The sequence below is a fragment of the Alphaproteobacteria bacterium genome (genome assembly GCA_023898725.1).
Taxonomy (GTDB): Bacteria; Pseudomonadota; Alphaproteobacteria; order JAUHZC01; family JAUHZC01.
This window is the reverse complement of sequence record CP060236.1, coordinates 1,001,252-1,027,524: the sequence shown is the minus strand read 5'-3', so window position 1 is coordinate 1,027,524 and position 26,273 is coordinate 1,001,252. Positions and strand designations below refer to the sequence as shown.

Below are 26,273 nucleotides of genomic sequence, written 5' to 3'. Positions count from 1 at the left end.
AAATAGCCTCAGGATTTATCATGATGAATGTATGACACATATCACCAGCGATCTAATCTGTTCTTATGATTTCATGAATACCTCATGAAATTGATGGAGCTTCTGGATAAGAGAGAGATTCATCATTGTTTTTCTTCCTTGTTAGAATTATATGATAGTCAAGCGAGTATAGACATCACGAATGGGATCAATTGTAACCACTATCCTCCCAAATACAGAGGAAGCCCGAAGCTACGTGTGTCGAGAGCTTTATGAGGGGCGTTGTGTTGTGCTTCCAACAGAAACCGTTTATGGCCTTGCCGCAGATGCACGGAGTGATTCTGCTGTTCTCGGGATTTATGAGATTAAAAACAGACCGTCGTTTAATCCTCTTATTTTACATGGAACCGATGTTGAAATGCTAGAGGAGTATGTTGTTTTTAATGAAAGAGCACGAATGCTGGCAGCCTTATTTTGGCCTGGTGGGTTAACCATGGTTTTGCCAGCAAAAACAGGATCTGTTAGTCCACTGGCCTGTGCGGGTCTTGATACGCTTGCTGTACGTGTTCCTAATCATTCTATTTTTTTACAAGTGATTACAGCATTTGGGCGACCTCTTGTTGCACCTAGTGCTAATCCTTCAAACTATCTTAGTGCGACATCTGCCTCCGACGTTGCTGCGGGATTTGCTTTTTCAACACATGAGTCCCCTTTAAAAAAGGCTCTTCCTATTCTTGATGGAGGGGTGTGCGCGCAAGGGGTCGAGTCAACAATTATTGATCTTACCACTTCTGTTCCTACATTGTTACGCCCAGGTGCTATTACTATCGAAAACTTACAGGAAGTTATGAAAGTGACAAGTGGTAGGAACACCTCGAGTATAAAGGCTCCCGGTCAACTTAAAACACACTATGCGCCGCATGCTCCGCTGCGCCAAGAGGCCAAAGTACTTCATCCCGGTGAGGTTTGGGTTGGTTTTGGTCCTATCCCCTCCCATATTGCAGCGATAATAGACGACCCTCATAATGCTGAAATTCATCACCTGCATACAAATCTTAGTCAGTCCGGTGACTTAAAAGAGGCCGCTCAGCACCTGTTTCATATTCTCCATTCCTTAGATGCTTCTTACGTGGCTCAAAAACCACTTTTTAAGGGAGTAGCTGTTGCAAAAATTCCACAAAAAGGCCTTGGATTAGCAATTAATGATCGCTTGAAGCGCGCAAATCAGAAAACCTAAGTGGTTTTTTGTAGATATAGCCTGATTTTCAAAAGTCAAACAAAAAAATATTTTTTCATAATTACCCCAAAAACCATAGGGGATGCGGTTTTTCAAAATTTCAATATGTTTAGTTAAATAAAATCCTGTGTCATTGACTTCCAAAAAATGTTACCTATTTATTAATTAAGTATTTAACGCAATCGATTCGCTTGGAAATTCTTTCTACAATTTCTTCGATAATCTGGTTTTTCCTAAAATAGGCTGGAGTAAGGTATGAGACAGGTTTCTTTGTTTAACTCAGGTGAGTATGTAATTTATCCCGCTCACGGTGTGGGTATCGTTAAGGATATTGAAAAGCAAACCGTGAGCGGATTTGATATTGAGCTTCTCGTAATTGACTTTGATCATGAGCGAATGACCGTACGGATTCCGGTTGCTAAGGCAAAAACAGCGGGCTTGCGTTCGCTGAGCACGCAAAAAGAAATGCGTGATGCCATTCGTGTGTTGAACCAAAAAGGCCGTGTGAAGAGGACTATGTGGCCTCGTCGGGCGCAAGAGTATGAAGCAAAAATAAATACGGGGTCTCCCACAATGCTGGCTGAGGTTTTGCGTGATTTATACCGCCATGATGATCAAAATGAACAATCGTATAGTGAGCGCCAAATGTATTTGTCTGCGTTGACACGTCTTGCAAAGGAATATGCTCTTGTTGAGAATGTGGAGTCTGAATTAGCTGTTAAAACACTTGAGAATCGGCTACAAAAAAAGATAGTCTAATCTTCTGCTCAGGTTGTGCTATTGCGTCTTATTTGTCTATGTTTGGCTCTTTTCCTTTCGGAGATTCTTTATGCCTCTCCTTTGATGCCTGGGCATGTCCCTCGTTTTGCATCATTGCGGAGCGACTTTGTGTATGGGCGTGTGGGTCCTGGAGAAGGATATCCTGTTGAGTGGATTTACACCCGCTCACTGATGCCACTCAAAATTATTAAAGATCACCAAACTTGGCGTCTTGTTGAGGATAAAGATGGACAGAAATCCTGGATTCATAAGCGTCTTCTAAGTGGTTTAAGGACGGTGGTATTTGTAAGCTCTGTTCCTGTAAGTATTCACAAAGAGCCCTCTAAAAAATCTTTTGTTATTGCACATGCTGAGCCTGGAGTGATTGCGCTGCTTGATAAACAAGAAGGTGAGTGGGTGCGTGTAAAGATTGAGAAATACGTAGGATGGGTTATTCAAGATGCACTCTGGGGTGTGAAGTTTGGGTAAACTTGTATATGGTTTGTGTTTCTGGCGATTTATATGTTAGTTTTCCCGTCTTAATTTGCAAATAGGAGTGCATAAGGCACAAGAAGAGACAACATCTAAGTGAACGCATCTCTATTTACTTTATTAGAACAGTAAAAATATTATATTAATAGAAAAAAATAAATATAAATTTACTTACATTAACTAATAACATTAATTAAAATTTAACTGATATCTACTATCGTGAGGCTATAGTTATAAAAATAGTAGGCGCTACTTCTGTGAAACAAACCTACATTAATATCATTGCTAACATTGAAAAACTGCATCGCCTATCACTGGAGGTCATTAAAGCGTACCTCGATCGCCAGAATATTCATGATATTAATAATGTGCAGTGCTTCATTTTATACAATATTGGTGAAGCACGTCTGACTGTTGGGGAAATTAGTAACCGTGGATATTATATGGGATCTAATGTTACCTATAATCTCAAAAAAATGATTGAGAGTGGTTATATCGATCAAGAGCAATCCGATCACGATCGGCGCTCAAGCCATGTAAAGTTATCACCAAAAGGAATGGCGTTTTACAAAAACTTTGAGAAACTCTTTGAGTTACACATAAAAAATCTTGCAACCAATGGCGTCACAGAAGAGTCCCTTAAGAATCTTCTGAAAAATCTTCATAAACTCGAAGCTTTTTGGGGGTTCATGGTAATGCACGATATTCATCATTAATTAGGCTGGAGGCAAACAAAACCTAATCTATTTTATGTACTGACCTCAGCTTTTTTTTCACTTTTGGGTGTTTCTGATTTTTTTTCTATTGGTTTTTTGGGTAGTTCCTCGGTGGGAGTGTTTTTCCGCAGGCGAGGCTTTGGACGGGGTGAATCGGTTTTGTCTGTTTTTGGCAACGAAGGAGATTGTTTTTCCTTTGATTGAGGGGAAACATCTTCTGCGACTGTTAGCTCTTCGTCATCATCGGCACTAATTTCAATGGTCCGTCTATGGGTGTCAGAGAAACGCTCATGTTGATGTGTTTCGGTCGGTTCAATTTTCGGTTCGGCGTGCTCATGAAGAATACGTGTGAAGTGATCCACATACTGCATATTATATTCATACAAAACAATATCTTGGTTTTGTCTAGAGTCCCGCGCCATAGAGCTGTAATGATCTATTTTTTTTTGGGCGTGGTCGCGAATGCGAGCAGAGTTATTTCCACTGCCATTGCTTCGGTTGTTACCATTGTTCCCGTTGTTGCGCTTTTTAAATCGTGAGGGGCGCTGAATCTTGTCGCGAGCGATGTTCATATTCATGTGTGTGTACAATACTCGATTGTGTTAAGGTGATTTTTCCAAGTAGGGCTCTCTATGTTGTTGTATATACATAGACAGTGTGTGAGAGCTATAAGGTCGTCGCATACCCGTGTGCAATGAACCCTTCTTGTGCTTTCTATCACGAGTCTACTCACTATGCAAGCGTTCAGATTTTTCGTGTAACTCTTGCGCTTCAAGACTTAGTGTGGCAATTGGCCGTGCCTCAAGTCTGCCAATACCAATCGGCTCGCCGGTTTTTTCACAATACCCATAACTTTTGTCAGCGATACGACTTAAGGCTTCATCAATTTTAATGAGCAATTTGCGCCCCCTGTCACGCGTACGAAGCTCAAAAGAGCGATTCACTTCGCTGGTTGCACGATCAGCCAGATCGGGCTCGTTGATGGTTTCTTCTTGAAGATGAGAAATAGTTTCGGCTGATTCAGCAATGATTTCATCGCGCCAACGCAGGAGGCACTGCCGGAAGTACTCCAGCATTGTTGGGTTCATAAAATCTTCATTATCACTTGGTCGGTAGTCATGAGCCAGGAGAACGACGGAATCATTGATAGGTGTGTTTTTATTTTCAAAGGATTGAGACACTAAGCTACCTCCATAGTATGTAAAAATCGAACGTTAGAATAGGATAGATTTCAATCAAGTTCCAGCTTATTTTTTTTTGCAAAAATATGAATTGTAACGCTCAAAGACTTAATTAATAGGACAATATGTGTTACTATTATAAAGATTAGGCGGGATAATTTAGTGGTAAAAAAAAGAAGATTCGCAGGGGAACCACTTAAGCTTCAGAAGGATCTTACCCAGCCCGCTGATTCTCTAGTCACCCTCATAAGGACATTCATTGCAGAAAAAATCATCAGCTGGGTTGCGCGCGCGCTTAAGGTCGCAGTACTATTTTTTTGTTTTACGGGATCATTGCTTGTCGGTGTGATTGCCTATATTTCCCATAATCCGCTTACGTTTACCCAAACACCAGCTTACCTGAATGAAGCCCTTATATCGCGGGTGCCGGGATATAAGGTAAGCCTTTCTAGTCTTGTAATCACATGGAATACAGCCGCGCGTGCTTTTGTTGCGCAAACAAAAAATGCCTATTTTGAATCATCGGCGTCACACTTGCCATCAACAACAATCCCTCAGCTTGAGTTACACTTTCCGCTAACAAACCTTCTGAGATTGCATTTTTTGCCGGGGCTGATTGGCATCAATAATCTTGATCTTACTCTTGATTTACCGGACTCCACAATTCATGAAAAACGGCCCAATTCATTCGACTGGGAAGAATTTCTAGGCGGCATTGATCAAATTACGGATATTAGTATCCATAAAGGAAAGATAACGCTGCGTGACCCCCACACAAGGAAAACGATGCTGCTGACTGTTGTGGCCCACAAAACCAAAGATTACATGCGTGCGGTAGCAACTCTTCCTTTGGGTGGATCTCAAAGTTGTGCGGTTGAGTGTGTCAGTCATGACGGTCTGCGTATGAAAGTTTCTGCTTTAATGAAAACATTTACACCGAAAAAGCATATGAATGTATGGCGTTTTTGTGAGAGGTATATGCCTGTAGAAGGCAAAAAATATTTGTCACGTATAACGCTTCCGCTATCTGGAAAAATAGGAGTGGTGTGGCATATTCAAAAAGGCCTCCAGGAGCTTTTCACAGACGTGCATATAGAAAAGGGCACACTAAAAATTCCCGAAATAAACGAGAAACCTTACAAAGTTTTGGCTGCACGAATCAAAGGAAGTTTGGGAATAAAGGGCCTATTTATTGAAAATACAGATATTTCTCTTCCTCAGGGGCGCGTTGCACTTCATATCAATGCTCCCTATGAACAGCATCGCAAAGAACTAGTAGGAAAAGTAAGCATCAAAGGTACAGAGCTTGATCTTTCTCAGCTACGGGATGTTTGGCCGGTGGGTCTGGGGGATGATGCACGTACGTGGATTACAACAAATATTCATAAAGGGAGTATCCCAAAAATTACCTTAAATGCTGATTACACGGTAAAGAACACAGGAATAACTGACAGGATATCACCCTCATCGTTTTTCACACCCTCTCATCATAAAATTGCCAATATTCAAGGGCATACAGTTCTTCAGGATGCTTCTGTTGAGTATATGGATAATATGCCTCTTGTGACTGATATCAACGCATCTGGACCTTTTGATAGCAAGACATTTACTCTTAAGGTTACCTCAGGCCGCACAGAAGCTATTGAAGTGCGGGAGGGAGAGGTGATTATTCGGGGTTTTCAGGATGCGCGTCAGTATCTTGATGTGACCATCGGTATTCATACGGATTTGCGTGCGGCGCTTGTGCTTGCAAATGAGAAGCCCTTACATTTTATGGATGAATACTCTATAGATCCGCAGAATTTTTCGGGGAAATCTTTGGTCAACCTAATGCTTTCATTCCCTCTGCAGAATGATCTGACTCCGAAAGATATTCAAGCCCAAGTCATAGGTCACGCATCGGATGTTTTTATGAAAAAACTAAGCCCAGAAATCAGTATTCCTCTTGAAAAAGGCACATTTGATGTACGCATTTCCAATAAAGGTAAAGATGCGGGTATTGCTTTGAAGGGAAGTGGATCTGTTCTTGGTGAAGAGACTATGATTGAAATCAAAGAGAACTTCATTGCTGATGAAGCAAGCGCTGAAGGAAAAGAAGTGAAAAACATTACCCTTGCAACGTCTATAACAGATGAGCATATCATAAACTTTGTACCCCAACTGAGAGGTGTTATTTCTGGAAAGGCTCCCCTCACTCTTAAAAGGCAATTTTTTCATCGTGCCCAAGGAACAGCAGATGGTACGCTTAACTTGACGCTTAACTTGACGCCTGTTTTACTTGATATTCCTCTTGTTAAGCTTCATAAGCCCTACGATGAGGCAGCCGTCCTGCAACTCGAATTAGCGATGATCGGTGATATGGTTCATCGCATTAACAGGATTCAATTATTGGAGAGCGAACGCATTCACTGTGAGGCTGATGCGCAGTGGGATATCGACGCTCGCTCTTTAAAACGAGCCTCGATGAAGCTGCAGTATCCAGAAGGTCACGTAGACTGTGTGTTGATGGGGCTCCATCAACAGATTCTGGAGTCTGAGATCCGTATTCACCACCTTGATGCAAAAGAATTGATACGTATAATTTCGGCCTCAGAAAATGATGATCAAAAACCAGACGCAAAATCGCATAAGCATAAAATCAAAATAACAGTTGATAAAGTCGATTATGGCAACACATCTCTTGTGACCAATGTCGGTGGCGCAATCACCTTTGAGGATGGCGCACTGGTTGGAGGAAACCTTGAAGGATCACGCCCTAAAGACGGTGGAGTTGATCTGTTTCGTTTTGATGCCGCACGCACCCAGGAAAAAGAGCTGCATTACAAGATCACAGCTGAAAACCTTGAATCATTCTTTGCCGCCCTAGAAGTGGATACGAAGGTAAAAAGTTCCCAGGTGGAAATTGATCTGAAGCGTCGCGCTGATGGAAATAAGGGATGGAAAGGTAGCTACACCATGAAAGACTTAGTGTTGGCAGATGCTCCTCCTGTTATTAGGCTGTTGAAAGTTCTTTCACCCACGGCAATTACAGAATTATTCTCTGATAAAAAAGAAGGTATTGTATTAAGTTCGGTGACGGGACAATTTCGCTACCATGATGATGTTTTGCACCTTGTTCAAGGGCGCGCAGCAAGCGCGAGTGTTGGCTTTACGTATGAGGGGACGATAGAGCTTGATACCCAACTGCTTGATATTACAGGAACGCTCATTCCTGCCTATGGTCTGAATACGGCGGTCGGATATATTCCCATTATTGGACATATCTTAAGTGGTGGACCAGGGCAGGGGCTTGTGGCGTTTAGTTTTGCTGTGCAGGGAAAGTACAGCGACCCTGTGATTACCAGCAATCCACTTAGTGCCTTAACTCCTGGTTTTTTGAAAAAAATATTTAGTGATTCATCTCGTGCTGAAAAAAATGCCTCTCGGGAAAAAAAATCTGAGACGGATGAAAAAGAAGATAGTGCCTCTTTACCTGTCAAGAGTAAAGGCATGAATGCCGAAACAAAGCCTATTGCTTTACCAGGAACTTTTCAAACAGAAAAAAAACGATAAAAAGCAGGAATTAAGTGGTTCCATCAAAAAAATAGATTAACGACAGCATCAATAGTATAAGAAATCAAGCCTGGTGATCATCACTGTGCATAAATGTTCTTGCGTGTGTGGGGGCTTCTGCTGCAACTTGAATTTTTGCAAAAAAAGAACCAGCAGGTTGATCCTCAAGATTTGTCTCTCCCGGGAGGTGAGAAGATAAGAGGTATGTTGGGACAGAATGAGAAGTTGTTTTTTCTTGGGTTATAAGCATTCTACCAAACGTCTGATAGGCGACTTTTCTTATGCCGTCAAACATCGTGCGATCAATTGCAGAAGGTGTGCTGCTGTAAGGATGGATACTTTTTCTATGCAAACTACTGGGAAGAATGACGATAGAAGAGAAGTTTGCCTGACACACATGATGAGCATGGCCCACTTCCTCAGACCCATCAGGAAATATATTTTTGGGTGCTCGTCCTGAGGACAATGTTTGTCTTAACAGATATATTTGAGCTGTGTAGTCAGTATCCGGGTCTAAGAATAGTGCAAGTGGAAAATAAAACTCAAGAGATTGATCTTTGTTTGTTGCCGTTGTGTGCAGACAAAAAGATAGCAAATTGCGTGCGAATTTTCTTTCTACCTTTCTGCGAGAGATAAAAATACCATCCACAGAAATTTCTTTTTCATATTTTTGAAAGGCATCGACCCAATCACGTTGTTGTTCTTTGATCCAATCTTTATTTATAATCCCAGGAATCATTAGAGGCATAATTTCCTTGCGTGCAGCATACACAAGGGTGTCTTTGCCAAATGCATAGGTTTCACTTTCTATAATGCTTTCATTTTTTTCAATAAGTGCATGCATAGATCGCGCATGAGAATCAGAAATGATCCGATCTTTTTTACGGAAGTGTAGAAGTCCATCTCTTCGAAGAAGATTTAACACAAGAATTTCTGGAAATTTTTCAGTAAATTTCCCTTTTAGGTGTGTATGCGTCAAGGGAGAAAACAAAGGAATCGCAGATTCTGGATATACAATATGTGATAACGTGGCCGTCACAGCAGCATCATCGGTAAATTTCATCCAACTTTGTGCAAGGTTAAAGGTTCGGGTGCGCAATCCTTCATCAGATTCAGTGACATAAGATGAGTGGCGGACAACTTCTCGTGCTTCGATTTTGAGGATGTGGAGAAAGTTTGTATAGTGTTCGAACAGAATGCGTTGATTTGAGGACTGTTGAAATTTTCTTGATTCTGGATTTCTCCTTGATACAAGAGGGGATGAAAAAGAGGGCTTTATCGGAATCTCTCCACAAATATGCTCAAAGAGAGATTGTGCGTATTGCAGAGGTTTTCTTTTTGCGGGGGAGAGAAAACTGAGGTTGCTAGAAAATGTTTTTTCTGATTTTTCCTCTTCTGTCAGGGGAAGATACACACTTGCTAGCAGGGAGGTTTGTCCCGATACAGGAGTCGGGGATGAAGCTAGTGCATGACAGGGAGAATTTTCATTGCCTGTCTCGGCCTGTAAAGGCTTTGGTGTATTTTGAGCTAACTTATTTGAAAAAATACTTCTTTTTACGGTGGTATAATTGCTGCAATCTTTGAGAACATGACAAGAATTCTCATGAGCCGTTTTCAGCCGTGTACGAGAGGAATAAGAATCCACACGATCGTGTGATAAGGGGAGATTATCCCTCTTACGTTTGGTGGAGGAAGTTTTGCTATCGCAGAGATTGCTACTATTGAGAAAAGAGCTTTGAGAAAAAACAAGAATAAGCGAAAGAAAAAGACCGGGACTCATTGACTGAAAAGTTTTTTATAAAATATAAATTATAAAAAAATAATATCAAATATTAATATTTTAGAAAAATTTAATTAAAATGTTTTTTATTTATAAATGAGATTAATTCACTAAAATAGATACCCAAACCGTAGTCCAATATATGCGCATGAAGAAGCCCTGCCTAAAAATAGCCTGCTGCAGGAGAACTATCTTTGTGCACGGCATTCGTAGTGCAGGTGTTTGTGTAAAAAATTACGACTCGTCAAATTTTCCGGATCGTGGAAATCCCGTAGGGGTTGTTCGTCCCACACATGCTCGTTTCCCCATCCACAGCCCTATGTTAAAGGGGCGTTCCGCGCTGCGTCCCTTCCAGGTGAGGCCTTCATGAGCATTAATGAGTGTGACATCTGTCACTGTTGTTTCCGGTGATGTGTATTTTTGAAGAATCACTCCTCGTCCGCGCTGCAGAAGAGGAACTTCACTGAGAAGGAAAAAGAGAATCTTCCGATTGGAACCACAAATAGCAACAGTGTCTCCTGTGTGGGGAAGAGATTTTAGTGCCCTGACGCCCTTGGGAATTTTCATAACTTGCTTGCCTTGGCGTGTTTGTGCAAGAAGATCTTTCTCGCATACACTAAAGCCACGGCCATCAGTTGCAACGAGAAGGCGCTTTGCGTTTTTATCTGGGTGCGCGGCTATAAACATGTGCACAATTTGTATTTCTGCAGATAAATCAAGCTGTACACGCAGCGGTTCTCCAAAGCCACGCCCTCCTGGAAGTTTATCTACCCCGATTGTGTAGAATTTTCCATCGGATACCATAATGATTAGTTTTTCAGTTGTTTGTGCCTCAAGAAAGTACGCCAAGGAATCTCCTTCGCGAAACCGTAAATCCTTTACATCAACGCCGTGCCCTTTATGGGTACGAATCCATCCATGGTCTGAAAATAAAATCGTAACAGGTTCTTTTTCGATGAAAGCATCTGCATCAATGATAATATCTGAAGGTGCTTTTGCAAGCATACTGCGTCGTGGGGTACCAAACTGTTTTGAAAGATCGGCTAAGTCCTCATCGATTGCCCGCCACTGCAGATGCGTATCTCCCAGAATTTCCTGCAGATTCTTTTGTTCGGCACGTAAAAGATTTTGCTCAGTCGTAAGCTTGATTTCCTCTAGTTTACGTAACCCCCGGAGGCGTGTGTTGAGAATAGCCTCTACCTGTAGGTCTGTTAGTACAAAGCGTGTCTTTAAGACATCAGCTGGCTCATCTTCTGTGCGTATAATGCCAATGACTTCGTCAAGGTTGAGATAGACAACCAAGAGCCCATCAAGGACCTCGAGGCGTTCTGCAATTTTTGCACAGCGATGGTGTGTTCGGCGAATGAACACATGATAACGATGTGCAAGAAAAGCCTGCATAACTCCCTTAAGACTCATAACGCCAGGTGTACCTTTTTCATTCAGCACATTGATATTTACGCTAAAACGTGTTTCCAGTTCGGTAAGTTTAAAGAGTGACTCCATCAATACATCAGGATCGGTGGTGCGTGTTTTGGGTGTTAGAATAATGCGAATATCAGCAGCAGATTCATCAGCAATATTTCCCAATAACGGTAGCTTTTTATTGAGCAGAGCCTCAGCTGTTTTTTCAATTAAACGAGATTTCATGACACCAAAAGGAATTTCGCTCACGACAATGGCGTACTGACCATTTTTGAGTGGCTCCACTGCCCATTTGGCTCGCACGCGAATAGATCCTCGTCCGGTTGCATATGTTTCTGCAAGACTTTCCGGAGACTCAACAATAACGCCCCCTGTTGGGAAGTCAGGCCCAACAACATACTTCATCAAGGTTTTGCAAGGTGTTTCGGGATGTTTAATGAGGTGACGTAAGGCGTTGCATACCTCCTGAAGATTGTGAGGAGGAATATTTGTTGCCATCCCCACGGCAATTCCCATGGCACCATTGAGAAGAAGATTGGGCACACGACTGGGGAGTACGCGTGGTTCTTTTTTCTGCCCATTATAGTTGGAAACAAAATCAACGGCATCCTCATTCAATCCAACCATCAAGGCTTCAGCAAGAGGAGTCAATCGGCATTCTGTGTAACGCATGGCAGCAGCGTTATCGCCATCAATGCTTCCGAAGTTTCCTTGTCCTTCAATGAGAGGAGCTCCCATAACAAAATTTTGCGTCATGCGCACGAGCGAATCATAAATCGCACTGTCTCCATGAGGATGGAAGTGCATCATGACATAGCCAACGGCGTTAGCTGATTTACGGTGTGGCCGCGAATGGAAGTTTCCTGATTCATGCATTGCAAATAATATGCGCCGGTGAACAGGTTTTAATCCATCACACACACTAGGCAGTGAGCGGGCTGTTATGGTTGACAGAGCATAACTTAAATAACGCTCACTTACCGCTGACTTGAGGGTAACGTCGCGAATTTTTCCAGAGTTTTGATGTTTTTGTTCGTCAGGCACGTGAACAATAGAGAGAAACATTATCTTTTTCATACCAAAACTTGTTGCTAAAGTAAAATTGTTATAAGATTGGCCAATTGGTATTTTATGTACATCGATGAAAAGTACGTCGAAAATAGAACAAAAAACACAATATTTACAAAGAAATATATACGCATTAATAACTGTTATTTTATTTATATCTATTTTTTTTATTGTTTGGCCTGAAATCGATATTTACGTTGCAAGACTTTTTTATATACCTGAAACAAGAAATTTTTGGGGAAAACAGAGCGGAATTATTCGGTTTTTGCATTTTTCCATACCTGTGATGGCCAAGATTCTGGCTATCGTTGGGCTTGCTCATATGTTCTATTTTTCGTTTTTCAAGCCAAACAAAGAGCGTTTCCGAGAAGGACTTTATTTTTGCGTATCGTATGCTGCTATTCCCGGTGTTTGGATTAATCTTCTTTTGAAAGATCAATGGGGAAGGCCGCGCCCAAGTCAGACCATTATCTTTGGTGGGGATTACCCGTTTTCAGCAGCCTATGTCATTACAGGGCTGAGTAAGCAATACGGATCCTTTGTTAGTGGTCATGTGGCATTGGCCATGTTTGTGATGGCTGTGGGTGTTTTCCTTGATCGTTCGCGCGAACCTCTTTGGATTTGTGGTGGTGTTGTCTATGCTCTTGTGATGAGTGTTGTCCGTATTGCCGAGGGCGGTCACTATTTGAGCGATGTTTTCTTGGGAGGGTCTATGACGTTTCTGGGGGTATTGCTTGCGAAACGTTTGTATCTTCGTGCGCCGCAATTGTAGAGGTTAAATAGGTAATACATTGTTGAAAGTCGACCTGAGCTGCTTGTAAAACGCCAAAAACATCTTTATTTATTTGCTCAATAATTTCCTTTCCCTTCCGAAGCTTAACGGCACCAAGAGGAGTTAACTTCACGATCTTTGCACGGGAGTCCCCTTTTAGGGTGCGCCGGGCGACATGTTTTTTAACTGTTGTAAGGATTTTTAAAACCTGTGATGTCATGGCAGGAGCTGATCCAAGAAACGTGGAGAGACTCACTTGGTTGACGGGAACGCCATCGTGACTCAAAAAATCAACCCCAGCCAAAAGATGATACTGCATTAGTGTGAGGTCATGGGCCTCAAGGGCGGATTCAACCTTGCGTCTCCAGAGCATTTGCAACTGCCAAAACTGAAAGCTTATTGTTGTACGAGGATCGTGTTTAGGAGGTGTTTCTCCCCAGGGGCGAAGGGTGCTCATGACATACATTATTAATATATAAACATTATTGTATAGCAATAATTACAAGGATTCCAGAGGTTTTCTTTCTTGTTTTTTCCGTAAAATTTTTTCCAGAAGTGCTCGAAGAGTTTTCTGGGAATTGCTTGTATCATAGCGTGTGTGCAAGGTATCAAAAGCATTGCGCGCACACGCGTCTAATTTGTGTGGATCATGTATAAGCGCATTCACTGTTGCCGCAAGAGAGTTTTCCTCAGCACGGGGGAAGATAAACCCATCATGATTTGGTGTAATAATACTCATAGGTCCATCTGTATCAGATGCAATGACAGGAACACCGTGAGCAAATGCCTCTAAAATAACAAGTCCAAAGCTTTCAGAGTGTGAGGGAAGAATCAGAATATCAATTTTTGAAAAAAAGTCTTTTTTATCGCCGATCCAACCTTCCCATGCAACCACGTGTGTGAGGCCTTGTGTATGAATTGATTGCTTCACTTTATGAAGGTATGCGGGACGCCCAGACCCTGCAAGTATGAGAGAAATATCCAGATTATCAGACTTCAGTTTTGAAACGGCCTGAATGAGGGTATCAATACCTTTTGCTCGCTCGATTCTTCCAAGATATCCCAAACGAACTTTTCCGTCGGGAAAAAATAGGCGGGAAGAGGGTAGTGAATACAGTGTGCAATCAAGAGCATGGGGAAGTGTGGTTAGGCTACTTTTGGGGAAATTCTGTGCTAGAAACTGGGCCTTCATGGTATCTGTAAGGGTAATAATGTGATCGCACCCATGGAGATTTTTGGGTGCTGTGCCGTGAGCGTAACCCACTCGGGGAAGATGTTTGAGCGCACGGCAGACAAAGTTTGCATATTTACCATTGTGGATCAAAACAAGATCAATGGCATGTTTGCGGGCAAACCGTCGCAGTTTCCAGGTAGACAAAAGTGGAAGCAAAACATTGGGACGCAATGTTAGACTCGCAGAAGGCTGCAGGGGCATGTTGGCCAATGGCGCATTACTTTGTGCGTCCACATGTGTAAGTGTGTACGTGGACCATCCCCATGATAAAAAAAGATGTGTGGTGTCCGAAAAAACTTGCTCAACACCACCAACTCCCTTGTTGAACATGACATTAAGAATACGCACAGTGATAGAAGCCTCTAGACTGGTTCGCCAACAATGCGGCTAATTGTAGCTCCAACAGCTGAAAGCTTTTGTTCAATATTTTCATAACCACGATCAAGATGATAGACACGACTTATGGTTGTTTCTCCTTTCGTGGCAAGGGCAGCCAAGACAAGACTTACCGAGGCACGAAGATCAGTCGCCATGACTTCTGCCGGATTCAGGGACTTTTTTCCCTGGACGAAGGCGTTATTGCCTTCTGTACGAATATCAGCTCCCATGCGGGAAAGCTCTGGGACGTGCATAAAGCGATTCTCCCAGATTGTTTCTTTGATCACAGAAACACCCTCAGCGAGGCTCATCAGTACCATAAATTGTGCTTGAAGATCTGTTGCAAAACCAGGGTAGTACTCCGTAATGACATCAACACCTTGCATACGTGGGCGGTTGCGCTTAACCGTAAAGCCTTGAGCGGTAGGCGTAAACAAAGCACCTGCTCGTTCCAGGGCTTGACGAAACACAGGAAGGGTGTCTAGGTTAGCACCAATAAGTTCCAATTCTCCGTCCGTAATGAGGGCAGCTACGGCGTATGTGCCTGCTTCAATGCGATCAGCAATAATGGCATGCGTGGCACCTGTAAGATTAGGAACTCCTGTTATGCGAAGCGTTGATGTGCCAATCCCTGTGATTGTTACCCCCATTTGTAGAAGACAGTTCGCCAAATCCCCAATCTCAGGTTCTGAGGCGGCATTGATAAGAGTAGTAGTGCCGTGTGCTAAAGCCGCTGCCATCATAAGATTTTCAGTTCCTGTTACCGAGGGAAGAGGAAGCACAATTTCAGCACCAGTTAATCCGTGGGGAGCTGTCGCTTCGATATAACCATTCTCAATAGCAATTGTTGCTCCCATTGTGCGCAGACCTTCGATGTGAAAGTTCACAGGGCGCGTCCCAATAGCACATCCTCCAGGAAGTGAAACACGCGCTTTTCCCTCACGTGCGAGGAGGGGACCAAGAGACAAAATTGATGCACGCATTTTGCGTACGATATCATAGGGAGCCTCATGGCTAGCAAGTGTGGGCGTTTGAAGAACAAGCGTGCGATCACTGAGAATACGGTTTTCAACGTGTGTACCAAGATGTTCTAGCAACGTCAGCATTGATTCAACATCGGCAAGCTTCGGTACATTCGTGAGCGTGATTGCCTGATTCGTGAGCAATGTCACACACAACAAAGGAAGAGCTGCATTTTTCGCCCCACTAATATGGATAGCCCCGTGTAGGGGTTTCCCTCCAGTAATCGTAATTTTATCCATGGGATTATGCGGCCATTATTTTTGGAAGAGTGACACCTTGCTGTTTCATATATTTGCCTTGACGATCCTTATACGATGTTTCGCACGCAGATTCTCCGCGCATAAAAATAAACTGACAGGCACCTTCGTTGGCATAAATTTTGGCAGGAAGCGGTGTTGTGTTTGAGAACTCAAGGGTGACATGACCCTCCCATTCGGGCTCAAGCGGTGTAACGTTGACAATAATTCCACATCGGGCGTAGGTTGATTTTCCCAAACAAATTACCATGACATCCCGAGGAATGCGGAAATATTCCACCGTGCGACCAAGGATAAAGCTGTTAGGTGGGATCACGACCTCGTCTGTTACACGATCAACGAAGCTGTTACTTTGAAAGTTTTTCGGATCAATAATGGCGTTATCAACGTTGGTAAAAATTTTAAATTCTGGTGCAACACGCGCATCGTAGCCATAGGAAGATAATCCATAGGATATAACATTATTTGCCGTTTGCTTTTCGGTGAAAGGTTCAATCATCCCATGCACAAAACTTTGATGACGAATCCAGGTATCAGGTAATAACACTACGAATCCTTATGTGTTTCTGGTTGCGGGAAAGCCACCTGTGGTACTGCTGATGCTGTTTTGTCTGTGGCCTTAGCAGGAGGTGGAGTGAGTGTTTTTTTTGCCAAAGCCTGTTGAAGTTTCTTGCGCCGAAGAAGGTTTTTGCGCAAAGCCATGGCACGCATTTCAGATTTTGATGTCTTATTTGCTGGCGGAGCTGTAGCAGAAAGAGGAGTGGTCTTTGTGCCCGTCATTGTTGTTTCTCCCAAAAAACTGATTGTAATTTGTACTTGCGTTCATCCATACTACAACTTATAACGACTTTGAAATGAATGACCAGTCATTTTTTTGCCGCCGTAGCTCAGTGGTAGAGCGCACCCTTGGTAAGGGTGAGGCCGCGAGTCCGATTCTCGCCGGCGGCACCATGTCTTTTTTTTGTCAGAGAATCGGTTATGAATGGGTCATAAAGTGAGTTGTTCCTGCTAATAAAAAAAATTGAAAACTTCAGAGCGCAATACTTTCTGTCCACATTCAGTTTCTAGACTAATGACAGTAAGGCTGCCTGGATTTAGCTTCGCAGAAATCACAAAATATGTTGCATATAAGCCATGACATTTTGTCATAAACCATCTGAATGGCAAAGAGAGGTCTGCTTTGGTGGTTATTTGTTCAAAAAATCAGCATGATTGTTTTTATGAACTGTGAGGAAAAACGTATGAATCCTATGAAAAAAAATATTTTATGTGCACTTGTCGCAACTGCGGCGCTGTCAGGTGTGTATGCCGATGGCACGCCACATAAGCATCAACAACCGTTAACGACCCCATCAAATACAGGGTTTCGCTTTGAAGTTGGCGTATTGGGCGGCGGAAGTATGAGTAGGGGGAATTTTACTGTTATGTCAGTGGGTGATACTCAGCCCGATAGTAAAAAAGACATGGGTCTTGTCGGTGGTCATGGTGGTGGGTTTTTCTCTGCTGGGTATCAGTTTCCCTCAGCCTTGGTTGTTGGTCTACAGGCAGAAGGTTCTGTAGCCAATGACATTGGGCATTTTCAAGTAAACGCAAGCAGTAATATTGCTGTGCCACTGGATATAAAAATTAAGCGCACACAAACGTATGCTGGGGGACTATTTTTGGGAAAAGTAGTGGGAAAAATGTTTCCTTATTTTAAATTAGGGTATCGCCAACATAATTTTACCATAATAACAGCCCTACAAAATCAAAGCTATAGACATAAGAACGTCTTCAAAATTGGCTCTCCCATGGCTGGTTTTGGCTGTAACACGGACATTACAAAAAATATTTTTGTGGGGGCGGATACTGATATCAGTATCGGAAGTAGAGCAAAATTTAATGTTCCGCCACCGATTGGCATGAAAAATAACTTCAAACCAGTCATTGTGCAGATTACGTGTAAATTTGGCTATCGTTTCTAAAAAAAACAACACATTTAGGGAAAATTATCATGAAAAAAACAGTGGCAGTCTTAACCGTTCTTTGCACGTTTGGTATTGAGGCCAGTGAGAAACAGCGCGTTATGGCACTAAGAGCAAAGCAAGCAGCGGAAGCTGCTGCATTACAGCAAATAACTCAGGAGAAACGCGCGTTAGACCAAGAAAAATGTGCAAACACTAACGCCTGCAAAGACGGAAAATTTCTTGTGGATGGTGATTCATTGGGGACCTGTGACAGTTTAAAAACTTCACTAGATGATCTTCACACCGTTTTCGATAATGCTACAGCTTTGAAAAGAGAGAGTCGCACCCTTACTCCGAGTCAGAGCCTACCGTTGAAGAATAAAGCGGAAGTATTTGCTCACTTTATCGTTCAGCATTATGCAGATGACGTGCGGAAAATTTTGGAGAAAATCAGTGAAAATGCAAATAAAGAAAACTTCACTATAGGCCCAGCGAATATTAAGAAAATTAACATTAGAAAAATAACTGCTCTCAATGCATTTTTCAACACACTGTACAAAGAAAGTAACGGTGGTGGCTTTAAACAAATTTTTACGAACACTGAAGTTGAAAAAAGGAATCATGCCTTTCGTGTGGGACTTGCTTTGTTTTTGGTGCAAATTTTCTCACCTTCTGACTTTGATAAGATAAATAAGGGTCAGTTGTCGAGTGAGTGGGATAACATACTCAAGAAAAATTTATGGGCTCTGGATGTTTTGTGGATTCATAATTTTTATCAACAATGTTTTGCCTTAGATGATGGCACTTTTTCTGCTGTTGTTCCTAATATTAACTTTTGGGCAATGCTAAAGAATAATCTCCAGGTTTCAAGTGGTGCCCCTGCCCCTGCTGCTGGTGGCGGTGGCGGTGGTGCCCCTGCTGGTGGCGGTGGTGCTACTCCATACGAATTTCCTCAATTCAGCCCTAAACGATTTGTAAATGCTATGAACCAGATAATTGCAAAAAGATAATTAAAAAACGCTGATAGCAAAAATGTTATCTTATCATTCCCCTGTCGAGAAATCTTCGAGGGGATTTTTCTATGTATACACTTGATGGATCCGGGGGTTGATGAAAGACAAGGAAACACCTACAATAGAACCAATATCCAGTAGTGAATTTCATGCAAGTTGCGTGCGTTTTAGGAGCTAAAAAATATGGTGGGGCAGAAAATTTTGCTATTCGCCTAATCAAAGCACTTGCTGATCGTGGGGTTTCGGTTTTGGCGTGTTTATCACGGCGATCTTCCTATTGCAGTGATTTGAAGGGTTACCCCGGTGTTACGTTGAAAACATACGCTTTTGGCGCGTGGTGGGATTTTTGTACATCACGGCGTTTACGTGTGGATCTTCAGGCTTTTAATCCTGCGTATGTCCTTAGTTTTATGAGCCGTGCAGCGTGGCATGTTCCTGTGATCCAAGGCATCCCTCATATTGGGCGTTTGGGCGGGTATTACGATCTCGCTTATTTTAAAACCTGTGATGGATTTATTGGAATTACGCCGGACCTGTGTGATTATATTGCCCGACACACCAATCGTCCTGTGCAGTGGATTTCAAACTTTGCCACAGATTATGCTGACATTGCTAAAAATCGTGTTATTCCGCGGCGGCCAAAAAATCTTTTGGCGTTGGGGCGCTACCATGAAAATAAGGCTTTTGACACCCTGATTAAAGCGGTTGCAAAAGTTCCTGATCTTGCCCTGACCTTGGTTGGTGATGGACCAGAACGAGAAAAATTGGAATCGTTAGCACAGACACACGGCTGTCAGCACCGTGTGACTTTTACTGGATGGATGAAGGATATCACTCAGCCTTTAAAACAGGCTGACTTATTTATTGTACCATCACGCCATGAGCCCCTTGGCAGTGTAACCATGGAGGCATGGTCAGCCAAGTTGCCTGTCATTGCGGCAGACACTATGGGCCCTGCCAGTGTGATTACACCCAATAAAGATGGCATTTTTTTCCCCATTGATGATATAGCAGCCTTAACAGATATTTTGAACGGATGTGTGCGGGGTGATTATGATTTGCAAATGTTGGCGGAGGAGGGACGCAAAACCTTCGAAAGGAATCATTCGGCGGATGTAATCGTCAAACAGTATATTGATCTCATTCGGGCACCACTGGGCCGCAAAGTTTAATAACTTCGCTTTATGCAAGCGTCACAAGTGTGTACGATGATGGATCAGCAAAAATAGCGTGTAGTAATTGATTATTGAGGCCATGACCGGAATTATGCCCCTTGAAGTGCCCAATGATAGGGTAGCCAGCTAGATATAAATCCCCTAATGCGTCCAATAGTTTATGACGAACGAATTCATCCTCAAAGCGCAATCCTTCACTGTTTAAAACTTTATCACCACTCACAACAACGGCATTGTCTAATGATCCCCCACGGGCAAGGCCAGCCTCCCACAATTTATTGACTTCTTCAAGAATGCCAAAAGTACGGGCTGTAGCGAGCTGTTTGTCAAAAGAATCCTTGCCGACTTCAAAGCGTCTTTGAAACGCAGGGAAATCCGCACGTCCACGAAAATCAAAGTGAAAATCTAATATAAATGTTTCATGGGGCCCCAGTGATGCCCTTGCTCCTTTGTGTTCTACGCACACTTCTTTGTGTATTTTCAGATATGTACGGGGTATACCTTGATCAATGCGGTCCGCCGCAATAATGTTTTCCACAAAAATGCCTGAACTCCCGTCCATTACGGGAACTTCGGCAGCATCAAGGTGAATCACCGCGTTATCGATATTACAGGCATACAAGGCCGAAACAATATGTTCAATAGTCCCAACGGAAACAGCGTGGTTATTGGCAACGCGCGTACATAGCATTGTATCAACGACCGTATTCCAACGGGGAATAACCACATTGTGGGTCTCAATGTCAGTGCGCTGAATAATCAGCCCTGTGTTCGGAGCGGCTGGAATGACCTGCATCGTAACCAGATCACCGGAATGAACACCAACTCCTTTGCAAGTAAAGGCTTTTCTTAGCGTGTGTTGCGTGGAGCGATGCTCAGGAAAAAGCACAAAACAAATTAATGAACTATAAAATAATAATACAGGAAGATCCGCGCAAAGTATGTTACAATTTATTACAAATCTATATTATGTGACAGTAGTCAGGGGAATGTCCTTGATAAAATCCAAGCACTCTTTTTTGCTTGCAGTGCACTGTCGCGCAAACCACCAACGTTCAGTCATGTGTAAAGCTTTTCCCATATTTTTTCCCACAATATTAGGATATAGGGCGCTGATGTCTGTTCCCCGCACGGGAAACTCTGGGACATTGGTAGTTGTTATCGCAGATACCAAAGAGGCTTGATCCGCACCAGAAATGAAAGACCCATCAATCCACGCAAGCAACAGAGCCTGGATAAAAACGCTTTTTCCGTGTGTATAGAGAAAGCAATTGATCGTTCCTTGATCTAACGAGGATACGGTTACAGGGTGTGTGATAAAGTCTTGCATGCAGGCCTTAAGCTTTTGTATATAATTGGATTCATTTTTAGAAAAACTCAGGGCCTTTCTCAAAATAGACTCAAGACTTGAGTGATGCTCGGGCTTTAAAAGAGCATAAAAATAAAACAAATAGGGAAAACGAAACGCCAGCTCTTCGTTATACGGGCTGTCCCGTATCATACGCGTATGCTGCAAATCATCGGCACGTTTCATGCGTTCTATATCAAAATATTGCGCGGGAGCTTTAAAAATCTGTTCCCAAACACCGCTGGTTAAAAGGTATCCAACGGCGGTTAAACGATAGGTTCCTGTAAAAAGACCACTAAGCTCTTTTTTAATGCGCTCGCGTGATATCCTCGCAAGTCCCTCACGGTGGGTGGCTATGGCTAGTTGGTCCACCGCACGCGGGTGTAAACGTCCAAAGTGCGCATAAAAGCGATAGTAACGTAAAATTCTTAGGTAATCTTCTGTGATACGTGCTGACGGTTCACCGATAAAGCACACGCATCCTTCCTGAAGGTCACGAAATCCCCTCCCCAGTGGGTCATAAACAGTGCCATCAAGATCCGCATAAAGCGCGTTCATTGTGAAATCCCGCCGCTGAGCATCCGTATGCCAGTCATCTGTTATACGTGCAGTTGCGTATCGCCCATCCGAAAGTGTGTCTTTGCGAAGGTGTGTAATCTCGATTGTATATCCAGAAGCAAGTACACACCCCACTGTTCCAAAAGCAATGCCCACAGTTATTGGCTTTAGGCTATGACGCTCCAGGATTGCAATGACATCAGTGGGTGACGCAGTAGTAGCGCAATCAAGGTCATAGCTGTGCTTGCCCATGATTGCATCGCGCACGGCTCCTCCTACTAATTTTGTTTGCCAAGGCGATGTATTCAAGTCACAGATAATGCGCTCTACACGGGGGTCAGTAATGTGAAATTTAAGCGTTAAGTTTGCAACACTGCGCATGGTTGGTCCCCCGTTAGGGGCTCCCAAAATATTTTACATGCAGAGGTTTTTTAAGCGGAAAGGGGGTGGCGGTATCTTGTGATCTGCGAACAGGATTTTTCTTTATGAGGCTGGTAGCCTTTTGTGTGATCAACGGAAGGTGCTCTTTGTTCTTCTGAGATAAGCGACGCTTTAATTCGAACGCAAGGTCCTTTCGGACATCGGCAAACATCTCCCACCAATCTTTATGGCGAGGTCTGCGGAAATATCCTTCATGAATCTCACGAACACGGGTGGTTTGAATCTTTTCCTCCGAAATTCTTACCCCTTGGCGATTGATGCGCTCTAAGTGAAGGCGAACAATGGCACGATACGGCCAATACTTCATAGTGCGTAAGTTTCCTGGGCGCTTCCGCCAACGGAGAGAAGCTTCCTGTATGCGGATAATCACACTTCCTTCGTGTCCTGTTGCAATAAATTTTTGGGCGAGCCAATCCTCCATATATACAGACGGTGAGGGAGAAAGTGTATGGTCAACGTACGGATCCTCACCATAGGGCAGGTAGTCATTCACTATCTGTATTGTTGCAACAGGAATACGGATCACATCACGTGGTTTGAGAGTTTGAGGGGAGAATGAGGAAGAAGGGAAAGTGGTGCATCCTCCAACGACGAGCAATGCACTTGTTACTGTAACGATTATAGCATGACAAAAAGAAAATCTCATTATAGAGACGCAACGATAAACTCTTGCGAAATTATAGTGTCTCTAGGGGGCTCGTCAATCTTTTTGCCATGGGAAGGTGCGCAAGCATTTTGCTGAAAATGACTTATTTGGTAATCTCAACAGTGGTGCGTGTGCCTTTATCATAATCGTCAGCGGCTTGTGCTACTGTTTTCAAGAAACATGCTGTTGCTTCGTGGTTGATATTTGTGCCGGTTGTTTTTTTAGCATTACGTTGTGCTTTTTGTTTGCACGAACGGAAGTCGCTGTTGAACTGGCGACGTTGAGAAAGAGCTAAGCTTATTTTTGCTATGATGATATCTGTAACTTCAAAACCACCACCTTTCTTGGGATATGCTGTCCATATCACTTCAACCTTGGCATTATTATTTTTAGGATTAATAGCGACAGAACTTACTTGGAAACCCCCATTAATAAACTTTGCACTTTTTATTTCAGGCTTTTGTGCATCTTTGTAGGCCCCAAACTGTGATGCATACATTTCAACAATGAGTCGTTCAAAGCGCGTGTAAAATTCATCAAAATGAGGGTTGTTTTTGTTTGATTTTTCATTATCAGGAAAATAGAAATTTTTTTGATGGGCTCCAAGGGTAAACTTAGCAATAGCAGGAAGATTGAAATCTTCCTTAAGGGCTTTGCGAAATTTTTCTTCTTTGTGATCTTGGGGTACATCACTTTGAACGGCGTCATAGATTTTATTGATTACTTTTTGAACAAATGCCTTAGCATCAGACTCATACTCTGCGCGTGATTTCGCCTGAGAGGGCGTTATAGCAACAAGCATGAAACTCACAATGAGGGAAGTATTTATACAAATCTTTTTTATCATAATCGGTTTCCTCACTCTTAACTTGATATAGGAGCAACAGCTGCTTCAGGTTCTTCGGTCTCAGGTTCTTCAGGTTTTGTTTCGTCGCTTACAGTGGTGCTCTTGTTTCGCAATTTTGTATCAGGCTCATCATCAAAAACAAGCGTCACAGCTCCTTGGGGTACTGGTGCCTCATAGGTAGATGTATCAGCATTCGCACTACGGCGGAATTCATTGTACATGAAGCGATAACGGGCATAAGGGTCTGGAGACTTATTCATTGCATCAATAAGATTCATCAATTTTGTGCGAGCATCAAGAATCCGTGTTCCCATCCACGCGGTTGTATGGTCTGTTCCACGATCTGCAACCATCCATCCAAAAGGATCAGTTAACCAGTCAACGGCCAATCCGAAGGAATCACGTAGATTTGACGGTCCCAAAATAGGGAGTACAAAATAGGGTCCGGGGCCAAGATCAGCCTTAGAAAGAGTATCCATAAAGCGCTGTTTCTTTGATTTTATGCCTATTTCAGAAGCCACATCAAAAAAACCAAAAAATCCCATAAAGGTATTGATAAACAAGCGCTTTACTGATGCACCGATACCAGCAGAATTTTGTTGAAAAAAGTGATTAAGAACACTCACAGGCTCACCCACGTTTTCAATAAAGTTACTTACGGCATTGCGCGCCCCTTGGGGTATAAGACCTTGGTAAACGTGTGCAGCGGGCTTTAGAACAATAGCATCAAGCGATTGATTAACTCCGAAAGTGAGGCGATTCACAAACTCAAACGGATCGTCAATTTCATCATCCATTTCATCATTCTCGTCGTCTTCATCATCGATATCCTGCGATTGCACTACTGGTGCCTGAAAGCCCTGCAAGTCTGGGATGTCACTGTTTTTCCCGCAAACGGAGGGTGACAATGCCACGCTAAGCGTGAGAGAAAAAATAAGAAAGTAAATATTTTTTTTACAGGTCATTCTTTGTCAGTTTTCATAATCTAGCAGTCCTAGTGATAAACTTTACACAATAAGGCTGACTAATCTATTAATGTTGTTTAAAAATTTAACGATCCTATAGCATGCCTGATTATAAAAATGAAGTCTTCAGGCTGTTCCTTGAAAAGAAACTTGTGTAAACTGTGATTTATATGACGATTGTGAATCAAAGGACTTTTGAGTGTCTCACGTTTCAGTATTTTTATTTTGCTTATCGGGATTTTTTTTTCTTCCCTTTGATATCTATGCCACCACACCCGGTAAATCTTCTGTAGAAGTAAATCCTTCGCTTGAAAAAGATATGTTGGTGAATACATCCAGTCTACACAATGAGAACGGCATCAAGGACGCACAGCATGGCGAGGGAGCATCACATGTGGTCCCGTGCATTAAGGGACCGGAGTATCGGTATGGCAAAAAAGATGCTCCGATACAAATTACCCTTTATTCGTCATTGACATGTGGTCACTGTGCAAATTTTCATATGAATACCTTGCCAGCGATCAAAAAGAAGTATATTCGCCCAGGTAACATTAGCATTGTTTTGCGCTTTTTTCCTATGGACTCTCCCTCTTTGCGTGCCACAATGTTTGTGCGCAGTCTAACAACGCAGTCGGAGCGCCGCAAGGCTATCGATGCTCTTTATGCTCAACAGGAAGAGTGGGTATTTGCAGCACCAGAAGAACTTGCTTTAAAAATTGCCATGGTTACAGGGCATGATATTCTGCGTGTACGCAAGGCGTTAGGTAATAAAAATGAAGAGACAAAGATACTGTTGCGTCTTCAAGACTTTGAAAAAAGGGGCTTAGATGCAACACCAATATTTACTATTGGTGCAAAAGTTTATGATTGGGAGCTGTCTTGGGCAGAGTTTCAAGAGAAAGTTGATCCCCTTGTGCTTCAAATTCCTAAAACCGCCTTACTGTAATGCTGCAATTTGACTGAAAAGGAAGCCCCTGAATGCCACAAATGGATAGATCAAACTTTTTACTCATGAGTGAGGCAATGCTTGAAAGTCTTGCTGAGCAAATCGAGGAGTCTCTTGATGAAGATGTCACCGTTGACTATCAGGATAGTATGCTCACTATTACCCATGAAACAGAGGGGGCATTTGTGATCCACCCTCACATGCCAACACATCAGATTTGGATGGCATCACCCATATCAGGATCAACACATTTTGCTTTTGTTCCCCAATCAGGACGTTGGCGATCAATTCGGCCACCACATGTTTATTTGCGAGACCAGTTGGCAGAAGAGCTTTCACGCATCACGAATAAACTTTTTATCTTTGAGGCAATCTAGTGAAAACCCTTGACGGCGAGGGGGGTAATCGTTACAACAAATATGACTTTATGGCGGGTGTAGCTCAGTTGGTTAGAGCGTCGGATTGTGGTTCCGAAGGTCGCGGGTTCGAGCCCCGTTACTCGCCCCACGCCCTTTACAGATTCACCTGTTTGTTG

25 protein-coding genes and 2 tRNA genes are annotated in these 26,273 nt (G+C 42.8%); 13 read left to right on the top strand and 14 right to left on the bottom strand.

Annotated features, from left to right (window positions below; all coding sequences use genetic code 11):
• Nucleotides 1–181 precede the first annotated feature (181 nt).
• The 4 genes from H6849_04755 to H6849_04740 all read left to right on the top strand — a co-directional run bounded on the left by H6849_04755 (nucleotide 182) and on the right by H6849_04740 (nucleotide 3,183).
• The gene (locus H6849_04755; GenBank protein ID USO01367.1) at nucleotides 182–1,216 is read left to right on the top strand and encodes a threonylcarbamoyl-AMP synthase; all 1,035 of its coding nucleotides are present in this window, start codon (nucleotides 182–184) and stop codon (nucleotides 1,214–1,216) included.
• 255 nt (nucleotides 1,217–1,471) lie between these two features.
• A complete protein-coding gene (locus H6849_04750; GenBank protein USO01366.1) occupies nucleotides 1,472–1,975 on the top strand; it encodes a CarD family transcriptional regulator in 504 nt (167 codons plus the stop codon).
• A gap of 21 nt (nucleotides 1,976–1,996) precedes the next feature.
• A complete protein-coding gene (locus H6849_04745) occupies nucleotides 1,997–2,464 on the top strand; it encodes a hypothetical protein (GenBank protein USO01365.1) in 468 nt (155 codons plus the stop codon).
• Between the two features lie 260 nt (nucleotides 2,465–2,724).
• Complete coding sequence (locus tag H6849_04740) at nucleotides 2,725–3,183, top strand: winged helix DNA-binding protein (protein ID USO01364.1); 459 nt, start codon at nucleotides 2,725–2,727, stop codon at nucleotides 3,181–3,183.
• A 32-nt stretch (nucleotides 3,184–3,215) separates the two neighbouring features.
• Here H6849_04740 and H6849_04735 read toward each other — a convergent pair whose 3' ends face one another.
• Complete coding sequence (locus H6849_04735; GenBank protein USO01363.1) at nucleotides 3,216–3,761, bottom strand: DUF4167 domain-containing protein; 546 nt, start codon at nucleotides 3,759–3,761, stop codon at nucleotides 3,216–3,218.
• A gap of 147 nt (nucleotides 3,762–3,908) precedes the next feature.
• The gene (gene dksA / locus H6849_04730) at nucleotides 3,909–4,271 is read right to left on the bottom strand and encodes an RNA polymerase-binding protein DksA (protein ID USO01931.1); all 363 of its coding nucleotides are present in this window, start codon (nucleotides 4,269–4,271) and stop codon (nucleotides 3,909–3,911) included.
• A 255-nt stretch (nucleotides 4,272–4,526) separates the two neighbouring features.
• On the opposite strand from dksA, the gene H6849_04725 reads away from it, so the two are divergent.
• A complete protein-coding gene (locus H6849_04725; GenBank protein ID USO01362.1) occupies nucleotides 4,527–7,916 on the top strand; it encodes an AsmA-like C-terminal domain-containing protein in 3,390 nt (1,129 codons plus the stop codon).
• Nucleotides 7,917–7,980: 64 nt separating this feature from the next.
• On the opposite strand, the gene H6849_04720 is transcribed toward H6849_04725, so the two are convergent.
• Nucleotides 7,981–9,696, bottom strand: a complete 1,716-nt coding sequence (locus tag H6849_04720; GenBank protein ID USO01361.1) for a hypothetical protein — start codon at nucleotides 9,694–9,696, stop codon at nucleotides 7,981–7,983.
• Between the two features lie 234 nt (nucleotides 9,697–9,930).
• Nucleotides 9,931–12,186, bottom strand: coding sequence for a DNA topoisomerase IV subunit A (parC, locus tag H6849_04715; protein USO01930.1), 2,256 nt, complete (start codon nucleotides 12,184–12,186; stop codon nucleotides 9,931–9,933).
• Between the two features lie 268 nt (nucleotides 12,187–12,454).
• Between parC and H6849_04710 the strand changes: the two genes are divergently transcribed.
• Nucleotides 12,455–12,961: a phosphatase PAP2 family protein gene (locus H6849_04710; GenBank protein ID USO01360.1), complete on the top strand. Its 507-nt coding sequence runs from the start codon at nucleotides 12,455–12,457 to the stop codon at nucleotides 12,959–12,961.
• On the opposite strand, the gene H6849_04705 is transcribed toward H6849_04710, so the two are convergent.
• From H6849_04705 to H6849_04685, 5 genes are read right to left on the bottom strand one after another with little or no spacing between them, the layout of a single operon-like run.
• Nucleotides 12,900–13,418, bottom strand: a complete 519-nt coding sequence (locus H6849_04705) for a winged helix-turn-helix transcriptional regulator (GenBank protein ID USO01359.1) — start codon at nucleotides 13,416–13,418, stop codon at nucleotides 12,900–12,902. The genes H6849_04710 and H6849_04705 overlap by 62 nt on opposite strands.
• Nucleotides 13,419–13,460: 42 nt before the next feature.
• Nucleotides 13,461–14,543, bottom strand: coding sequence for a glycosyltransferase family 4 protein (locus H6849_04700; protein ID USO01358.1), 1,083 nt, complete (start codon nucleotides 14,541–14,543; stop codon nucleotides 13,461–13,463).
• A 14-nt stretch (nucleotides 14,544–14,557) separates the two neighbouring features.
• Entirely contained in the window at nucleotides 14,558–15,835 is a 1,278-nt protein-coding gene (gene murA / locus H6849_04695; protein USO01357.1) for a UDP-N-acetylglucosamine 1-carboxyvinyltransferase, read from the bottom strand.
• Between the two features lie 4 nt (nucleotides 15,836–15,839).
• Nucleotides 15,840–16,352: a dCTP deaminase gene (locus H6849_04690; GenBank protein ID USO01929.1), complete on the bottom strand. Its 513-nt coding sequence runs from the start codon at nucleotides 16,350–16,352 to the stop codon at nucleotides 15,840–15,842.
• A gap of 47 nt (nucleotides 16,353–16,399) precedes the next feature.
• Complete coding sequence (locus H6849_04685; GenBank protein ID USO01356.1) at nucleotides 16,400–16,633, bottom strand: hypothetical protein; 234 nt, start codon at nucleotides 16,631–16,633, stop codon at nucleotides 16,400–16,402.
• Between the two features lie 96 nt (nucleotides 16,634–16,729).
• On the opposite strand from H6849_04685, the gene H6849_04680 reads away from it, so the two are divergent.
• From H6849_04680 to H6849_04665, 4 genes are all read left to right on the top strand, one after another.
• Nucleotides 16,730–16,804, top strand: a tRNA-Thr gene (locus tag H6849_04680).
• A gap of 209 nt (nucleotides 16,805–17,013) precedes the next feature.
• Nucleotides 17,014–17,817, top strand: coding sequence for a hypothetical protein (locus H6849_04675; GenBank protein USO01355.1), 804 nt, complete (start codon nucleotides 17,014–17,016; stop codon nucleotides 17,815–17,817).
• Between the two features lie 29 nt (nucleotides 17,818–17,846).
• Nucleotides 17,847–18,809: a hypothetical protein gene (locus H6849_04670; GenBank protein ID USO01354.1), complete on the top strand. Its 963-nt coding sequence runs from the start codon at nucleotides 17,847–17,849 to the stop codon at nucleotides 18,807–18,809.
• Between the two features lie 152 nt (nucleotides 18,810–18,961).
• The gene (locus H6849_04665; protein USO01353.1) at nucleotides 18,962–19,984 is read left to right on the top strand and encodes a glycosyltransferase; all 1,023 of its coding nucleotides are present in this window, start codon (nucleotides 18,962–18,964) and stop codon (nucleotides 19,982–19,984) included.
• 10 nt (nucleotides 19,985–19,994) lie between these two features.
• Here H6849_04665 and lpxC read toward each other — a convergent pair whose 3' ends face one another.
• The 5 genes from lpxC to H6849_04640 all read right to left on the bottom strand — a co-directional run bounded on the left by lpxC (nucleotide 19,995) and on the right by H6849_04640 (nucleotide 24,792).
• Nucleotides 19,995–20,885 carry a UDP-3-O-[3-hydroxymyristoyl] N-acetylglucosamine deacetylase gene (gene lpxC, locus H6849_04660; protein USO01928.1) on the bottom strand — a complete coding sequence of 297 codons (891 nt, stop codon included), beginning with the start codon at nucleotides 20,883–20,885 and terminating at the stop codon, nucleotides 19,995–19,997.
• 69 nt (nucleotides 20,886–20,954) lie between these two features.
• Nucleotides 20,955–22,274, bottom strand: coding sequence for a CCA tRNA nucleotidyltransferase (locus H6849_04655; GenBank protein ID USO01352.1), 1,320 nt, complete (start codon nucleotides 22,272–22,274; stop codon nucleotides 20,955–20,957).
• A gap of 13 nt (nucleotides 22,275–22,287) precedes the next feature.
• On the bottom strand, nucleotides 22,288–22,980 hold the full coding sequence (locus tag H6849_04650; GenBank protein USO01351.1) for a hypothetical protein: 693 nt from the start codon (nucleotides 22,978–22,980) through the stop codon (nucleotides 22,288–22,290).
• Nucleotides 22,981–23,083: 103 nt separating this feature from the next.
• The gene (locus tag H6849_04645; protein ID USO01350.1) at nucleotides 23,084–23,827 is read right to left on the bottom strand and encodes an ABC transporter substrate-binding protein; all 744 of its coding nucleotides are present in this window, start codon (nucleotides 23,825–23,827) and stop codon (nucleotides 23,084–23,086) included.
• A gap of 17 nt (nucleotides 23,828–23,844) precedes the next feature.
• Nucleotides 23,845–24,792, bottom strand: a complete 948-nt coding sequence (locus H6849_04640) for a VacJ family lipoprotein (GenBank protein USO01349.1) — start codon at nucleotides 24,790–24,792, stop codon at nucleotides 23,845–23,847.
• 199 nt (nucleotides 24,793–24,991) lie between these two features.
• On the opposite strand from H6849_04640, the gene H6849_04635 reads away from it, so the two are divergent.
• From H6849_04635 to H6849_04625, 3 genes are all read left to right on the top strand, one after another.
• Nucleotides 24,992–25,738, top strand: coding sequence for a thioredoxin domain-containing protein (locus tag H6849_04635; protein USO01348.1), 747 nt, complete (start codon nucleotides 24,992–24,994; stop codon nucleotides 25,736–25,738).
• A 32-nt stretch (nucleotides 25,739–25,770) separates the two neighbouring features.
• Nucleotides 25,771–26,115, top strand: coding sequence for an iron donor protein CyaY (gene cyaY, locus H6849_04630; GenBank protein USO01347.1), 345 nt, complete (start codon nucleotides 25,771–25,773; stop codon nucleotides 26,113–26,115).
• Nucleotides 26,116–26,168: 53 nt separating this feature from the next.
• Nucleotides 26,169–26,245: transfer RNA gene (locus tag H6849_04625), tRNA-His, on the top strand.
• The last annotated feature ends 28 nt before the right edge of the window (nucleotides 26,246–26,273 follow it).

What these genes read in the sequence shown, in the direction of transcription:
- H6849_04755 (USO01367.1), top strand. Translation starts at nt 182, where the DNA reads ATGGGATCAATTGTAACCACTATCCTCCCAAATACAGAGGAAGCCCGA.
- H6849_04750 (USO01366.1), top strand. Translation starts at nt 1,472, where the DNA reads ATGAGACAGGTTTCTTTGTTTAACTCAGGTGAGTATGTAATTTATCCC.
- H6849_04735 (USO01363.1), bottom strand. Translation starts at nt 3,761, where the DNA reads ATGAATATGAACATCGCTCGCGACAAGATTCAGCGCCCCTCACGATTT.
- dksA (USO01931.1), bottom strand. Translation starts at nt 4,271, where the DNA reads ATGAACCCAACAATGCTGGAGTACTTCCGGCAGTGCCTCCTGCGTTGG.
- H6849_04720 (USO01361.1), bottom strand. Translation starts at nt 9,696, where the DNA reads ATGAGTCCCGGTCTTTTTCTTTCGCTTATTCTTGTTTTTTCTCAAAGC.
- parC (USO01930.1), bottom strand. Translation starts at nt 12,186, where the DNA reads ATGTTTCTCTCTATTGTTCACGTGCCTGACGAACAAAAACATCAAAAC.
- H6849_04705 (USO01359.1), bottom strand. Translation starts at nt 13,418, where the DNA reads ATGAGCACCCTTCGCCCCTGGGGAGAAACACCTCCTAAACACGATCCT.
- murA (USO01357.1), bottom strand. Translation starts at nt 15,835, where the DNA reads ATGGATAAAATTACGATTACTGGAGGGAAACCCCTACACGGGGCTATC.
- H6849_04690 (USO01929.1), bottom strand. Translation starts at nt 16,352, where the DNA reads ATGATTGAACCTTTCACCGAAAAGCAAACGGCAAATAATGTTATATCC.
- H6849_04685 (USO01356.1), bottom strand. Translation starts at nt 16,633, where the DNA reads ATGACGGGCACAAAGACCACTCCTCTTTCTGCTACAGCTCCGCCAGCA.
- H6849_04675 (USO01355.1), top strand. Translation starts at nt 17,014, where the DNA reads ATGGCAAAGAGAGGTCTGCTTTGGTGGTTATTTGTTCAAAAAATCAGC.
- H6849_04670 (USO01354.1), top strand. Translation starts at nt 17,847, where the DNA reads ATGAAAAAAACAGTGGCAGTCTTAACCGTTCTTTGCACGTTTGGTATT.
- H6849_04665 (USO01353.1), top strand. Translation starts at nt 18,962, where the DNA reads ATGCAAGTTGCGTGCGTTTTAGGAGCTAAAAAATATGGTGGGGCAGAA.
- H6849_04655 (USO01352.1), bottom strand. Translation starts at nt 22,274, where the DNA reads ATGCGCAGTGTTGCAAACTTAACGCTTAAATTTCACATTACTGACCCC.
- H6849_04650 (USO01351.1), bottom strand. Translation starts at nt 22,980, where the DNA reads ATGAGATTTTCTTTTTGTCATGCTATAATCGTTACAGTAACAAGTGCA.
- H6849_04645 (USO01350.1), bottom strand. Translation starts at nt 23,827, where the DNA reads ATGATAAAAAAGATTTGTATAAATACTTCCCTCATTGTGAGTTTCATG.
- H6849_04640 (USO01349.1), bottom strand. Translation starts at nt 24,792, where the DNA reads ATGACCTGTAAAAAAAATATTTACTTTCTTATTTTTTCTCTCACGCTT.
- cyaY (USO01347.1), top strand. Translation starts at nt 25,771, where the DNA reads ATGCCACAAATGGATAGATCAAACTTTTTACTCATGAGTGAGGCAATG.